This is a genomic window from Pseudidiomarina insulisalsae (assembly GCF_003987065.1).
Lineage (GTDB): Bacteria > Pseudomonadota > Gammaproteobacteria > Enterobacterales > Alteromonadaceae > Pseudidiomarina > Pseudidiomarina insulisalsae.
The window spans coordinates 47,950-62,359 of sequence record NZ_PIPY01000009.1 but is presented as its reverse complement, the minus strand read 5'-3'; the positions used below and the strand labels follow the sequence as shown (position 1 = coordinate 62,359).

Sequence of the window (14,410 nt, the reverse complement as noted above, 5' to 3'; positions counted from 1 at the left end):
GTGTCCGTGGGTAGAATAATTGCCATAGCAAATCAAAAAGGCGGTGTTGGTAAGACCACCACAGCTGTGAATTTGGCTGCTTCTATGGCAGCGACACGGCGCAAGGTGCTGCTCATCGATCTTGACCCGCAGGGCAATGCCACCATGGGCAGCGGCGTTGATAAATACGACGTTGAAAATACCGCCTATGAGTTATTGGTCGATCAAAAACCCATTCAGGACGTGCTGGTCACTGAAACCAATGGTAAATACCATCTGGTTGCAGCCAACGGCGATGTGACCGCAGCTGATGTAAAACTGATGGAAGCCTTTGCCCGCGAGCAACGCCTGGCCAACGCGCTTAAGCCAGTGCAGGACAATTATGATTTTATTTTTATCGATTGTCCGCCATCGTTAAGCATGCTCACCGTGAATGCTATGGCAGCAGCTGACTCAATTCTGGTGCCGATGCAGTGCGAGTACTACGCGCTTGAGGGCTTAACTGCGCTGATGGATACGATTGAGCGGTTAGCTGAGGCGGTGAATCCGAAATTACAGATCGAAGGTATTCTGCGCACCATGTATGATCCGCGCAATCGCCTTGCCAACGATGTTTCAGAACAGCTGAAAGCCCATTTTGGCAATAAAGTTTATCGCACCGTGATTCCACGCAATGTGCGTCTGGCCGAAGCGCCTAGTTTTGGTGCTCCGGCTATGTATTACGATAAAACATCGACCGGGGCGAAAGCCTATCTTTCGCTGGCTGGCGAATTGATTCGTCGCGCAGAACAACAAAAGAAAGCCGAAGCAGCGGCTGAAGCCTGAGGATACAACGCTTTATGTCTGCCAAGAAACGAGGACTCGGACGCGGCCTGGACGCGTTATTGACTACCAGTAAAAGTGCCCGCGAGCACGAACAACCGGTTGCCGAAGAAGTACTGGATATCAGCAAAGGCGAACTGCAAAAACTACCCATAGAGTTTTTACAACCAGGTAAGTATCAGCCGCGTAAGGACATGTCACCTGAAGCACTGGAAGATCTGGCCGCGTCAATTAAAGCGCAGGGCATTATTCAGCCGATCGTGGTGCGCGAGGTTGCCAACGACAAGTATGAAATTATTGCCGGTGAGCGGCGCTGGCGTGCGGCCCAAATGGCACGTTTGCAGGAAGTTCCCTGTCTCATCAAGCATGTACCTGACGAAGCTGCCGTTGCTATTGCGCTGATTGAAAATATTCAGCGCGAAGACTTAAACGCCATGGAAGAGGCTTCCGCATTACAACGTTTACTGGATGAATTTCAGCTGACTCACCAGGAAGTTGCTGAGGCCGTCGGTAAGTCGCGGGCAACGGTGACCAATTTATTACGGTTAAACAATCTCGAACAAGAAACAAAAACCCTCCTTGAACGTGGCGACATTGAGTTGGGCCACGCCAAACTACTACTCGCCCTGCAGGGTGAACAACAAACCGATGTTGCGCGTATTATTGCCGCAAAAGCCATGACCGTGCGCGAAGCCGAGAAATTGGTACGTACTACCCTGGAACCGAAAAAACCGGCGGAGAAAAAACAGCCTGACGCCGACATACAACGTTTGGAACAACGTTTAAGCGAGCGTTTAGGTGCCGCCGTTGCGATCAATCACGGCCGCAAAGGTAAAGGCAAAGTGGTAATAAATTACAGTAATTTAGACGAGCTCGACGGCATTCTCACGCATTTTCAACTGAGCGATGACGCTTAAGCTTGTTGCATTTTGTTGCAATTGAGACGCAAATCTTTATACTATCGCGGGCTTTTAACTGAGGTTTCGAGCCCGTGAGTGGAACGTTAACAAACACCGGAAAACAATTGGCCGTAAAGCTATTACGCGCCCAGGCAGGAACCCTATTTTTATTGGCCTGCACGTTTTCACTGGTGAAATCGTACGAATATTTTTGGGGTGTTGTTGGCGGCGGTTTGACTGTCATGATTCCAACAGCACTCTTTGCATGGCGCGCTTTTGCCACAGGCGGCGCGCGTGCGGCGCAACAAGTCGTCAGTAATTTTTTTGCCGGTGAGGCACTGAAAATAAGTCTCACTGTGGTCTTGCTGATAGCACTGCTGTTGTTGACCTCGCTCCCGCTGGTAGCGGTTTGTAGCGGCTACATCGCAGTGTTAATTGTGCAATGGCTGGCACCGATTTTGTTTTTAAAATCAACTTAAAATTGTGGGAATCAAGATGGCTGCAGAAGAGTTAACGCTCCAGAGCCACATTCAGCACCACTTAACTAACGCCAAGATGTGCTCTACCGAAAATGGTATTGCTTTCAACAAAGCGTGTAGTGAAGCAGGGTTCTGGACGTGGCACATCGACACACTGGCTTGGTCCATCGGATTGGGCATCCTGTTCTTATTTATTTTCCGTCGCGCAGCGAAGCGAGCGAATACCGGTGTTCCGGGTAAATTTCAGTGTTTCATTGAAATGATCGTCGATTTCGTTTCTGACAACGTGCGCGATACCTTCCACGGTAAGAGTAAACTGATTGCTCCGCTGGCTTTGACCATCTTCGTCTGGATATTCCTGATGAACCTGATGGACTTGATTCCGGTTGACTTCCTGCCTGCGTTAGCCGGTTGGACCGGGGAAACCTTCTTTGGTGTGCCTTCCCATGACGTGTACATGAAAATTGTACCGACGACTGACATCAATATGACCGCGGCGCTGGCGCTGGGTGTCTTCCTGTTGATGATTGGTTATGGCATTCGCATGAAAGGCATCGGTGGCTTCATCAAAGAGCTGACGTTGCATCCATTTAGCTCAAACAATACGTTTGTTCAGATTCTGCTGATCCCGTTTAACCTATTGCTTGAGACCATCGCGTTAGTGGCGAAGCCGTTCTCTCTCGCGCTACGTCTGTTCGGTAACTTATACGCAGGTGAGCTGATCTTCATTCTGATCGGTGCAATTGGCCTGTTGCAGTTGCCGTTGCACTTTGTCTGGGCGGTATTCCACATTCTGGTTATCGTGCTGCAAGCCTTTGTATTTATGATGCTGACCATTGTTTACTTAAGTATGGCCAGCTCAGAAAGTCACTAGTTTTTGTATTAACTTTTATTTTTAACTTCAACCTTTGAAATATCGGAGAAAACAATGGAACTAATGTTAGGTCTTAAGTATATCGCTGTAGCACTGTTGATCGGTTTTGGTGCAATCGGTACTGCAGTCGGTTTCGGTAACATGGGTGGTAAATTCCTGGAAGCGTGTGCACGTCAGCCAGAATTAGCCCCTTCACTGCAAGTTAAAATGTTCATCCTGGCGGGTCTGATCGATGCGGTAGCAATGATCGGTGTTGGTATCGCCATGGTTCTGTTGTTCGTTCTGTAAGGCTCGTTACATCATTTCGAACAACTGAACGAATAGGAGGGTGGGTCTATGAGTTTAAATATGACCCTGATCGGTGAATTAATCGCGTTTATCGTCTTCGTGCTGTTCTGCATGAAGTTTGTTTGGCCACCGCTGAACAATGCGATCGAAGCTCGTCAGAAAAAGATTGCCGACGGCCTTGCAGCTGGTGAAAAAGCTGAAAAGAGCCTGGAAGAAGCGCAAGCTAAAGTTGCTGACGAACTGAAAGACGCGAAAGCGCAAGCTGCTGAGATTATCGCCCAAGCGAAAAAACGTGCGGACGAGACAGTCGAAGAAGGCAAAAAGCGTGGCGAGCAGGAGCGCGAGAAAATCGTTGCTGCCGGCCACTCTGAAGTCGAAGCTGAGCGCAACCGCTTACGCGAAGAGCTGCGCAAGCAAGTGGCAGTATTGGCCGTTGCTGGTGCTAGCAAAATCATTGAGCGTGAAATTGATAAAGACGCTCACAGTGACATCGTTGAAAAACTGGTCGCTGAACTCTAACCAAAGGGGTTTGTGCAAATGTCAGAATTGACTACGGTTGCTCGCCCCTATGCAAAAGCAGCTTTTGATTTTGCACTAGAGCAAGGCGCGATCGAAAAATGGCACGAAATGATTACTTTCGCAGCCGCAGTAGCGAGCGACGAGAGCATGGCCACTTTTTTGAGCAGCGCCGAAACGCTAGAGAAAAAGGTAGAGGTTTTCATTAACGTTTGTGGTGATCAACTGGACGAAAAAGGTCAAAACTTCGTGCGCTTGATGGCTGAAAATGGTCGATTGAAAGCCTTACCTGCTGTCGAAGACTTGTACGCTGAACTCCGTGCCGAGCACGAAAAAGAGATCACTGTAGAAGTTACGTCTGCCGTCGAACTGACACAGCAACAGCAGGACCAACTAGCACAAACGTTAGAAAAACGTTTTTCACGCAAAGTTAAGCTGAATTGCAGTGTCGATGCAGCGATTGTCAGTGGCTTATACATTAAAGCTGGTGACACCGTGATTGACGGTACGGTGCGCGGCAAGCTGGATCGGCTTGCCCATGCACTGCAATCCTAATTGGGGACTTGAGCATGCAACTGAATTCAAATGAAATCGCAGAACTGATCAAAAAACGTATTGAGAAGTTCGAAGTGGTCAGTGAAGCTCGTAACGAAGGTACCATCGTTTCTGTAACCGACGGTATCATCCGCATTCATGGCCTTGCTGACTGTATGCAAGGTGAAATGATTGAGCTTCCTGGCAATCGTTACGCTATCGCGTTGAACCTGGAACGTGATTCCGTCGGCGCCGTAGTAATGGGTCCATATGCGGACCTGCAAGAAGGCGTTAAAGTAAATTCAACTGGCCGTATCCTTGAGGTACCAGTAGGTCGTAACTTGTTGGGCCGCGTGGTAAACACCCTGGGTGAGCCAATTGACGGTAAAGGTCCAATTGACGCCGACGGTTTTGAGCCGGTAGAGAAAATTGCACCGGGCGTTATCGAACGTCAATCGGTCGATCAGCCGGTACAAACCGGTTATAAATCGATTGACGCCATGGTACCAATCGGTCGTGGCCAGCGTGAGTTGCTGATCGGTGACCGTCAGACTGGTAAAACCGCGTTGGCAGTTGACGCCATCATTAACCAGAAAGACTCTGGCATTAAGTGTGTGTACGTAGCTATCGGTCAGAAAGCATCGACCATCGCTTCTGTAGTACGCAAACTTGAAGAGCATGGCGCGCTGGAAAACACCATTGTGGTTGCAGCATCTGCTTCTGAATCAGCAGCACTGCAATACCTGGCAGCCTACTCTGGTTGTACCATGGGTGAATTCTTCCGTGACCGCGGTGAAGACGCACTGATCGTATACGATGATTTGTCGAAGCAAGCTGTTGCTTATCGTCAAATTTCATTGTTGCTACGTCGTCCGCCAGGTCGTGAAGCTTATCCTGGTGACGTTTTCTACCTACACTCACGTTTGCTTGAGCGTGCAGCGCGTGTTAACGCTGACTACGTAGAAAAATACACCGACGGTGAAGTGAAAGGTAAAACCGGTTCACTGACCGCATTACCAATCATCGAAACCCAGGCCGGTGACGTCTCGGCATTCGTACCAACCAACGTGATCTCGATCACTGACGGTCAGATCTTCTTAGAAACTGACTTGTTCAACGCCGGTATCCGCCCTGCTGTGAACGCAGGTATCTCGGTATCGCGTGTCGGTGGTGCTGCGCAGACGAAAATCATCAAGAAACTGGGTGGTGGTATTCGTCTGGCATTGGCACAGTATCGTGAACTTGCGGCGTTCGCACAGTTTGCTTCTGACCTTGATGAAGCAACGCGTTCTCAGCTTGAGCACGGTCAGCGTGTCACCGAACTGATGAAACAGAACCAATATGAGCCAATGAGCGTTGCAGAGATGGCAGTGTCTATCTTCTCAGCTGAAAAAGGCTACCTCAAAGATGTGGCGCAGGACAAAATCCTCGACTTTGAAAGTGCGTTAATTTCGTACATGAAGAGCGAGTACGCCGATCTGATGGCTGATATTGATAAAACTGGCAACTATAACGACGACATCGAAGCTAAGCTGCATGAAGGCCTGAAATCCTTCAAAGAAACGCAGACTTGGTAAAGAGCAGTGGCCACATCGTAAGAGTGGCCACACGTCGTTGAGTTAACAGGAGATTATCATGGCCAGCGGTAAAGAGATAAAAACCAAGATCGGGAGTATTAACAATACTCAGAAGATCACCAGCGCAATGGAAATGGTTGCTGCGTCAAAAATGAAAAAGGCGCAGGAACGGATGGCTTCAAGTCGTCCGTATGCCGACAGCATTCGCAAGGTGATCGGCCATGTTGCCCATGCCAACCTCGAATATAAGCATCCGTTCCTTGAGGAACGTGAAGTGAAGCGAGTTGGCTATATCGTCATTTCAACCGACCGTGGTCTGTGTGGCGGCTTGAACACCAATGAATTTAAAGCGGTGGTCAAGCATGCTCAACAACAGCAAGACCAGGGTATTGAGGTTGATTTTGCCGCGATTGGCAGCAAGGCAACGGGTTTCTTTAAACGCTTTGGAGGCCGTTTACTGGCGCAAACTTCGGGTCTTGGCGACAAGCCAGGCGTGAACGATGTGCTTGGCACTGTACAGGTCATGCTCGATGCCTTTGACAAAGGCAACGTCGATCGTCTTTACGTGGTGTACAACAAGTTCGTGAACACCATGAAGCAAGAGCCAACGATAGCGCAGTTGCTACCGTTGCCAAAAGCCAAAGGCGAAGAGCGTGAGCGCGTGCAGTCAGGTAGCTGGGACTACCTGTACGAGCCGGCACCAGAAGCCATTTTAGATACGCTGATCCGACGCTTTGTCGAATCAACGGTCTATCAGGGCGTGGTGGACAACATCGCTAGTGAACAGGCAGCGCGGATGGTGGCTATGAAAGCCGCTACCGACAACGCCGAAGACCTCATTGATCAGCTGCAGCTTGTGTACAACAAAGCACGTCAGGCAGCGATTACGCAGGAAATTTCGGAAATTGTATCGGGCGCCGAAGCGGTTTAAGGCGAAGCTTGCAAGAATTTTAGAGTTAGAGGAAATGTCATGAGTCAAGGTAAGGTCGTGCAAATTATTGGCGCGGTTGTGGATATCGAATTTCCACAGTCAGCAGTGCCAAAGGTCTACGACGCGCTGAAGGTGACCGACGGTGACCTCAAGGGTTTGACCTTGGAAGTTCAGCAGCAGCTAGGTGGTGGTATCGTGCGGGCAATCGCAATGGGTACTACCGACGGCTTGCGTCGTGGTATTAGCGTAGAAAACACCGGCGAACCTATCATGGTACCAGTGGGTAAACAGACCCTGGGTCGTATCATGAACGTATTGGGTGAGCCAATTGATGAAGCGGGCGAAGTCGGTGAAGAAGAGCGTATGTCGATTCACCGCGAAGCACCTTCGTACGAAGAACAGTCAAGCGCAACTGAACTATTGGAAACAGGTATCAAAGTTATCGACTTGATTTGCCCGTTCGCCAAAGGTGGTAAAGTTGGTCTGTTCGGTGGTGCCGGTGTTGGTAAAACCGTAAACATGATGGAGCTTATCCGTAACATCGCTATCGAGCACAGCGGCTACTCAGTATTCGCCGGTGTTGGTGAGCGTACGCGTGAGGGTAATGACTTCTATCACGAGATGAAAGATTCCAACGTACTCGACAAAGTAGCACTGGTCTACGGTCAGATGAACGAGCCTCCTGGTAACCGTCTGCGTGTCGCTTTGACCGGTCTGACCATGGCGGAGAAATTCCGTGATGAAGGTCGTGACGTACTGTTCTTCGTCGATAACATCTATCGTTACACCCTGGCCGGTACTGAGGTATCTGCATTGTTGGGTCGTATGCCATCAGCGGTAGGTTATCAGCCTACACTTGCTGAAGAGATGGGTGTATTGCAGGAACGTATTACTTCAACCAAGACTGGTTCAATCACGTCAATCCAGGCCGTATACGTACCTGCGGATGACTTGACTGACCCGTCACCGGCAACCACGTTCGCGCACTTGGATGCGACCGTAGTATTGTCACGTGACATCGCATCTTTGGGTATCTACCCGGCGGTTGACCCACTGGATTCAACTTCACGTCAGCTTGACCCGCAAGTTATCGGTAAAGAGCACTATGAAGTGGCCCGTGGCGTACAGTCAGTACTGCAGCGCTATAAAGAGCTGAAAGACATCATCGCGATTCTGGGTATGGACGAACTGTCAGAAGAAGACAAAATGACCGTTGCCCGTGCACGTAAGATTCAGCGTTTCTTGTCGCAGCCATTCTTCGTCGCAGAAGTATTCACCGGTGCGCCTGGTAAATACGTTGCGTTGAAAGACACCATTGCTGGCTTTAAAGGCATCTTAGGCGGTGACTACGACGACCTTCCGGAACAAGCGTTCTACATGGTTGGCAGCATCGAAGAAGCGGTCGAAAAAGCCAAGAAAATGTAAGAACCGGGAGGTTTAAATGGCAGCAAAAACTGTACACCTTGACGTGGTCAGCGCCGAAGACAGGTTGTTTACTGGCGCCGTTGAGACCGTGCAAGTGACCGGTAGCGAAGGTGAGTTGGGTATTTACCCTGGTCACGCGCCTTTAATTACCAAAATCAAACCAGGTATGGTGCGAGTGGTAAAAGAAGGTGGTGAAGAAGAAATCATCTACGTTGCTGGTGGTGTGCTGGAAGTGCAGCCTCACAACGTCACGGTTTTGGCTGATACAGCCGTTCGCGGTGAAGAGCTTGATGAACAGGAAGCTCTTGAAGCGAAAAAACGTGCTGAAGAAGCAATCGCAGGATCTAGTTCTGACCTTAGCTACGCAGAAGCGGCGGCAGAACTGTCTCGGGCGTTGGCACAATTGCAGATTATCCGGAAAATTCGCAAGTAATCTGTACCAGCCTACTAAATCTAAAAGCCCAGCTAAGTGCTGGGCTTTTTTATTTGTGCAAATTTTCTGCAAAAGCGCTAACTATGCGAGCTACAAACTAATTTTCAACCTGTTAATTTCCTGTAATGTCGCTAGAATAGGGCTTTCAGATTCACTAACCGAAAAATGGAAGGATTCATGGCATTGAGTGTAGTGGTTCTTGCCGCTGGCAAGGGCACCCGCATGCGTTCAGCATTGCCAAAAGTGCTGCATCCGGTTGCCCATAAACCTATGGTGCAACATGTGATCGATAGCGCCCGGCAACTCGATTCGAACGCCATTCATGTAATTTACGGCCACGGGGCCGAGGCGTTATTAGAGCGCCTTGGTGGGCAAGCGTTAAATTTCGTTGAGCAGGCACAGCAACTCGGTACCGGGCATGCGGTGCAACAAGTCGTGCCCCATCTGAGCGACGATGAGCATGTGCTGATTTTATACGGCGATGTGCCGCTGACGCGGGTAGCAACATTACAAGCTCTGGTTGAAGCCGGGAAAGGCAGCGAACTTGCACTGCTGACCGTCACCCTGCCCGATCCGACCGGCTATGGACGTATTCTGCGTGATGAAAATGGCAATATTACCGGCATTGTCGAACAAAAAGACGCGACAGCAGAGCAACTACGGGTCACTGAAGCCAATACCGGCATGATGCTGGCTCAGGGGAAAGCACTAAAACGCTGGCTTTCAGCCCTTTCCAATAATAATGCCCAGGGCGAATTCTATCTCACCGACATCGTTGCGATGGCGGCGCAGGAAGGTGTACGCATTGCCTCCACCCAGCCACAGGATATTCACGAAGTTGAAGGCGCGAATAATCGCGTGCAGCTGGCTGCGCTTGAGCGCGCGTACCAGCAGCGTCAGGCTGAACAACTGATGATCGACGGCGCTACCCTGCTCGATCCGGCGCGTGTCGATGTGCGCGGTAAGGTAAGCATTGCGAATGACGTTGTCGTTGACGTGAATGTCATTTTTGAAGGTGACGTCGAGCTTGGCGAAGGCGTTGTCATTGAAAGCAACTGCATTTTACGCAACTGTCGCATTGCCGCCGGTACCCGCATTAAGTCACACAGTATTGTTGAAGAAGCTGAGGTTGCCGAAAACTGTGAAGTCGGCCCTTATGCCCGCTTACGCCCGGGTTCAGTGCTTGCTGCGAAGGCTAAAGTCGGCAACTTCGTGGAAATGAAAAAGTCGCGCCTGGGAGAAGGCTCTAAGGCCAATCATCTGACCTATCTGGGCGACGCCATTGTTGGCGATGGCGTCAATATCGGCGCGGGCACCATCACTTGTAACTATGATGGCGTGAATAAGTCTACCACTCAAATCGACGATGGCGCCTTTATTGGCTCGAACAGCTCACTGGTTGCGCCGGTACGCATCGGCAAGCAGGCCACCGTGGGTGCGGGCTCGACCATTACCAAGGATGTGGAAGATACCGAGCTGGGTATCGCCCGCGGTAAACAACGAAATATTACGGGCTGGCAACGCCCTCAGAAAAAGGGATAAGTAGTATGTGCGGAATTGTTGGCGCCACTTCAGAGCGCCGGATTAGTGAAATTCTACTGGAAGGACTCAAGCGTCTGGAATACCGCGGTTACGATTCTGCGGGTCTGGCGGTATTAAACGAGAACGGTGCCATTGAGAGCATTCGCCGTACCGGTAAGGTACAGGAATTAAAAGACGCGGTTGGCAAACATCCGCTAAGTGGCACCACGGGTATTGCACATACCCGCTGGGCGACACATGGAGGCGTTACTGAAGCTAACGCTCACCCGCATATTTCGAATAACTGTATTGCCGTGGTCCATAACGGCATCATTGAGAATCACGAGAAGCTGCGTGAGCAGTTACGTGGTCTGGGTTATACCTTTAATTCTGACACCGACACCGAAGTGATCTGTCACCTGGTACATCATGAAAAGCAAACCCATAGCGATCTGTTTGACGCGGTACAGTCTGCGGTCAAGCAGCTCGAAGGCGCGTACGGCACTGTGGTGATGGATTGTGAAGACCCCGGTCGTCTGGTCGTGGCACGCTCAGGCAGTCCGTTGGTTATTGGTTTGGGTATTGGTGAGAACTTTATCGCTTCAGATCAGCTGGCGTTATTACCTGTCACGCGCAAGTTTATGTACCTTGAAGAAGGTGACATGGCGGACATTACCCGCACAGAAGTGAAGGTTTATGACGCGAAGGGCGCGCGTGTTGAGCGCAAAATTCACGAATCTGACGGGCAGTATGACGCCGGTGGCAAAGGCAACTATCGCCACTTTATGCTCAAAGAAATTCACGAGCAACCGGCAGCCGTACGAAATGCACTTGAAGGTCGGCTGGTAGAAGGCAAAGTGGCGGCCAACGCGTTTGGTGAAGGCTCTATGGAGCTGTTAAAAGACATCGAGCACGTGCAAATTGTTGCCTGTGGTACTTCTTATCACGCCGGCATGGTGGCGCGCTACTGGTTGGAAGCTCTGGCCGGTGTGTCATGTAACGTCGAAATCGCCTCAGAATTCCGTTACCGTCAGTCGCACGTGCATCCGAATAGCCTGCTGGTAACCATTTCACAGTCGGGTGAAACCGCTGACACCCTGGCCGCACTGCGTTTATCGAAAGAGCTTGGCTACAAGGGCTCATTGACCATTTGTAACGTCTCGACCTCATCCATGGTTCGCGAGTCTGATCTGGCTTACATGACCCGCGCGGGCACGGAAATTGGTGTTGCGTCGACTAAGGCCTTTACTACTCAGTTAGTGGGTCTGATGATGTTAGTGCTGGCACTGGGTCAATCACGCGGCTTGTCTGCTGACAAGCAAGAACTGATCGTGAAGGCGCTCAAAACCTTACCGGCAAAACTTGAAGAAGCCTTGCTGCTGAGCGATGAAATTGAAGCGCTGGCACCGGAATTTGCCGACAAATACCACAGTTTATTCTTAGGCCGTGGCTCGCAGTATCCGATAGCCATGGAAGGTGCGCTGAAGCTAAAAGAAATCTCGTACATTCACGCCGAAGCCTACGCCGCTGGTGAATTGAAGCACGGTCCGCTGGCGCTGATCGATGCCGAAATGCCGGTTATCGTGGTCGCACCGAATGACGAATTGCTCGAGAAGCTGAAGTCGAATGTCGAAGAAGTCCGTGCGCGTGGCGGTATTATGTATGTCTTCGCCGATAAAGACGCCCGCTTCAAAGGCGATGAGAGCATGCGGGTGATTAACGTCAGCCATTGCGAAGAGCTGATCGCGCCGATCGTTTACACCATTCCTTTACAGCTGCTTTCGTACTTCGTGGCCATTATTAAGGGCACCGACGTCGATCAGCCAAGGAACTTGGCGAAATCGGTCACCGTAGAATGATCAAGGGCGCTTCGGCGCCCTTCTTACTTTCTATGTGTTAAGGAGAAGGATTTTCAATGAACAGAATTACCTACATTGAGCCGCACAAGGCGGCAGTCGTCTGCGCTTTGGTGGCATTTTGGGCGACAATTTTAGGTTTTTTGCCCTTGTCTCTGCTTATGGGATTAGTCGGGTTGATCGGGAATTTTGACGCTGGCGCTACGATGATCTTTAGTTACTCGTTATTCAGTGTGATACTTGCGCCCGTGTTCTACGCCATCTTTACCTATATCTTTGTGTTGATCATTACCTGGGTTTATAACCTCGTGGCGAAAAAGACGGGCGGGATCGCTTTTAAGGTCAGCCGGGAACAGCAACATCCCCAAGAAACAATTGGGAACGCCGATGTTTAAATTTCTATGGAGCGCTGGCGCGGCGGTGTTTTGGTCAGTGGTGATTGGCGGTCTACTTATCTGGCTGCCGATCGTATTATTTTTTAGCGGTAGTTGTGGAACCGAAGAGTTTGAGCGTGTGACGTCGCCGGATGAAACGAAAGCCGTGGTGGTAGAAATCGTGAACTGCGGCGCGACGACGAACTGGCAAACGGATATTGTGGTCATCGATCTGAATCGTAGTGACGAGAGCGAGTTACTGGCGAGCCTCGATGGTCATCCCCGGGAACTTTCTTATCGGATCGCCTGGCAAGGCAACGAGCGCGTCGCCGTTACTGACTTTGACTTCGAAGACTTGCTCCGCTTTAAAAGCAGACACTTAACCGGGGACATGGTCGAACCGCTGATACGGCCACGCTAGGACCAAGCACTTACAAAGATAAGAATGAAAAAACTATAAAAAAGAGCTAAAATAAGTCCATAAATACAAGCCTATTTGAGGTCTTTTATGCGTGAAGTTCATGCCGACTACTCTGTAAGCATTTCAGAATTGAAGAAAAATCCCTCGGCGATTCTTGCGGAGGCAAGCGGTTCGCCGATTGCTGTACTGAATCATAACAAGCCAGCAGCTTACCTGATCCCTGCTGAAACTTACGAAGCGATTATGGAAGTGGTTGAGGATTACGAGCTTGGCAAATTGGTAGAGGAACGTCGTGCGGAGATGGGTGATGCCGTCGAGGTCGATTTAGATGACTTATAAGCTCAAGTTTGTTCCTTCAGCATGGAAGGAATGGCAACGGCTGGCACCACCAGTAAAAGCACAGTTTAAAAAGAAACTCGAGCAACGGCTCCACCATCCTAAAGTACCTAAGGCTAAGCTTAGTGGTTACAGCTCAGTGTATAAAATAAAATTGCGCGCTGCGGGCTATCGACTTATTTATGAAGTCGTTGGTGATGTGCTTGTGGTTTATGTTCTAGCCGTTGGCAAGCGAGATAAAGATAAGGTTTATAAGAGCCTGAAAGATCAGTAATTTTCTAGTAAACAAACCAAATTTAGAGAATAAAAATGGAACTCGAAATTAATGTAGTTGACGCCTTTACCGATGCAGTTTTCAGCGGCAATCCTGCTGCGGTTATGATCACTGATAGCTGGCTGTCAGACGAGTTAATGCAATCGATAGCCGCCGAAAACAACCTATCAGAAACCGCATTTCTGGTGCCCCAAGAAATATCCGGCTACCACATCCGCTGGTTTTCGCCGATTACCGAAATTCCTTTTTGTGGTCACGCAACCCTGGCTTCGGCATTTGTTTTATTCGACAAAAACCCACAACTGAATCGTCTTGATTTGTTCGCTGAAGCGGTTGGTGATTTCTCTGTTAGCAAAACCGACTCGGGTCAGATACAGATGAATTTTCCAAACACCAAGCCGGAAAAAGTCGACACTACTCCTGATAACTTATTGTCGGGTTTGTCGATTACGCCTGACGAAGTTTATCGGAACGACCAAGCCTACTTTGTGGTGTACAAATCTGAGTCTGACGTTCGCTCTGTATTGTGTGACAATGCGTCGTTAAAACAGCTGGCGCCTTACGACGTGGTGGTCACATGCTCGTCCGAATCGGCTGACTACGACTTTGTTTCCCGTTACTTCTGGCCAGCAAACGGCGGTGATGAAGACCCGGTGACCGGTTCGATTCACACCGGGCTGGCGCCTTTTTGGGCTGAGCGCTTAGGTAAAAATGATTTGATGGCTTATCAGGCATCGCGTCGCGGCGGCGTGCTTCATTGCTCGGTAAAGGGTGACAGAGTGCTGATTTCCGGTCATGCCGCTCACTACCTGAAGGGGCGCATTACAGTGTAGCTCAGAAATGCTGAAGCGAAACTGCTACGAGATAGCAT

The 14,410-nt window shown here is 50.0% G+C and carries 18 protein-coding genes; all 18 read left to right on the top strand.

What is annotated here, in order from left to right; all coding sequences use genetic code 11:
- Positions 1-6: 6 nt before the first annotated feature.
- The 18 genes from CWI71_RS09395 to CWI71_RS09310 all read left to right on the top strand — a co-directional run bounded on the left by CWI71_RS09395 (position 7) and on the right by CWI71_RS09310 (position 14,372).
- Positions 7-804 carry a ParA family protein gene (locus CWI71_RS09395; RefSeq protein WP_126755013.1) on the top strand — a complete coding sequence of 266 codons (798 nt, stop codon included), beginning with the start codon at positions 7-9 and terminating at the stop codon, positions 802-804.
- A 14-nt stretch (positions 805-818) separates the two neighbouring features.
- Positions 819-1,718: a ParB/RepB/Spo0J family partition protein gene (locus tag CWI71_RS09390; RefSeq protein ID WP_126755012.1), complete on the top strand. Its 900-nt coding sequence runs from the start codon at positions 819-821 to the stop codon at positions 1,716-1,718.
- A 74-nt stretch (positions 1,719-1,792) separates the two neighbouring features.
- Complete coding sequence (locus CWI71_RS09385; protein ID WP_126755011.1) at positions 1,793-2,179, top strand: ATP synthase subunit I; 387 nt, start codon at positions 1,793-1,795, stop codon at positions 2,177-2,179.
- A 16-nt stretch (positions 2,180-2,195) separates the two neighbouring features.
- The gene (atpB, locus tag CWI71_RS09380) at positions 2,196-3,053 is read left to right on the top strand and encodes a F0F1 ATP synthase subunit A (RefSeq protein WP_126755010.1); all 858 of its coding nucleotides are present in this window, start codon (positions 2,196-2,198) and stop codon (positions 3,051-3,053) included.
- A gap of 54 nt (positions 3,054-3,107) precedes the next feature.
- On the top strand, positions 3,108-3,341 hold the full coding sequence (gene atpE, locus CWI71_RS09375; protein ID WP_034733567.1) for a F0F1 ATP synthase subunit C: 234 nt from the start codon (positions 3,108-3,110) through the stop codon (positions 3,339-3,341).
- A gap of 48 nt (positions 3,342-3,389) precedes the next feature.
- On the top strand, positions 3,390-3,860 hold the full coding sequence (atpF, locus tag CWI71_RS09370) for a F0F1 ATP synthase subunit B (RefSeq protein ID WP_126755009.1): 471 nt from the start codon (positions 3,390-3,392) through the stop codon (positions 3,858-3,860).
- A gap of 18 nt (positions 3,861-3,878) precedes the next feature.
- Positions 3,879-4,412 (top strand): F0F1 ATP synthase subunit delta, encoded by a 534-nt coding sequence (atpH, locus tag CWI71_RS09365; protein WP_126755008.1) that lies wholly within the window; start codon positions 3,879-3,881, stop codon positions 4,410-4,412.
- 14 nt (positions 4,413-4,426) lie between these two features.
- Positions 4,427-5,968: a F0F1 ATP synthase subunit alpha gene (gene atpA, locus CWI71_RS09360; RefSeq protein WP_126755007.1), complete on the top strand. Its 1,542-nt coding sequence runs from the start codon at positions 4,427-4,429 to the stop codon at positions 5,966-5,968.
- Positions 5,969-6,026: 58 nt separating this feature from the next.
- Entirely contained in the window at positions 6,027-6,899 is an 873-nt protein-coding gene (gene atpG, locus CWI71_RS09355) for a F0F1 ATP synthase subunit gamma (protein WP_126755006.1), read from the top strand.
- Between the two features lie 39 nt (positions 6,900-6,938).
- A complete protein-coding gene (gene atpD, locus CWI71_RS09350; RefSeq protein ID WP_126755005.1) occupies positions 6,939-8,324 on the top strand; it encodes a F0F1 ATP synthase subunit beta in 1,386 nt (461 codons plus the stop codon).
- Between the two features lie 16 nt (positions 8,325-8,340).
- The gene (locus CWI71_RS09345; RefSeq protein ID WP_126755004.1) at positions 8,341-8,757 is read left to right on the top strand and encodes a F0F1 ATP synthase subunit epsilon; all 417 of its coding nucleotides are present in this window, start codon (positions 8,341-8,343) and stop codon (positions 8,755-8,757) included.
- A gap of 177 nt (positions 8,758-8,934) precedes the next feature.
- Positions 8,935-10,299, top strand: a complete 1,365-nt coding sequence (gene glmU, locus CWI71_RS09340; protein WP_126755003.1) for a bifunctional UDP-N-acetylglucosamine diphosphorylase/glucosamine-1-phosphate N-acetyltransferase GlmU — start codon at positions 8,935-8,937, stop codon at positions 10,297-10,299.
- A gap of 5 nt (positions 10,300-10,304) precedes the next feature.
- Positions 10,305-12,137, top strand: coding sequence for a glutamine--fructose-6-phosphate transaminase (isomerizing) (gene glmS / locus CWI71_RS09335; RefSeq protein ID WP_126755002.1), 1,833 nt, complete (start codon positions 10,305-10,307; stop codon positions 12,135-12,137).
- 56 nt (positions 12,138-12,193) lie between these two features.
- Positions 12,194-12,529, top strand: a complete 336-nt coding sequence (locus CWI71_RS09330) for a hypothetical protein (protein ID WP_126755001.1) — start codon at positions 12,194-12,196, stop codon at positions 12,527-12,529.
- Positions 12,522-12,929 carry a hypothetical protein gene (locus tag CWI71_RS09325; protein WP_126755000.1) on the top strand — a complete coding sequence of 136 codons (408 nt, stop codon included), beginning with the start codon at positions 12,522-12,524 and terminating at the stop codon, positions 12,927-12,929. Before CWI71_RS09330 ends, CWI71_RS09325 begins: the two co-directional genes overlap by 8 nt.
- An 87-nt stretch (positions 12,930-13,016) precedes the next feature.
- Complete coding sequence (locus CWI71_RS09320) at positions 13,017-13,268, top strand: type II toxin-antitoxin system Phd/YefM family antitoxin (protein WP_126754999.1); 252 nt, start codon at positions 13,017-13,019, stop codon at positions 13,266-13,268.
- Positions 13,258-13,539, top strand: a complete 282-nt coding sequence (locus tag CWI71_RS09315; RefSeq protein ID WP_126754998.1) for a type II toxin-antitoxin system RelE family toxin — start codon at positions 13,258-13,260, stop codon at positions 13,537-13,539. Before CWI71_RS09320 ends, CWI71_RS09315 begins: the two co-directional genes overlap by 11 nt.
- Positions 13,540-13,574: 35 nt before the next feature.
- Positions 13,575-14,372 (top strand): PhzF family phenazine biosynthesis protein, encoded by a 798-nt coding sequence (locus tag CWI71_RS09310; RefSeq protein ID WP_126754997.1) that lies wholly within the window; start codon positions 13,575-13,577, stop codon positions 14,370-14,372.
- The last annotated feature ends 38 nt before the right edge of the window (positions 14,373-14,410 follow it).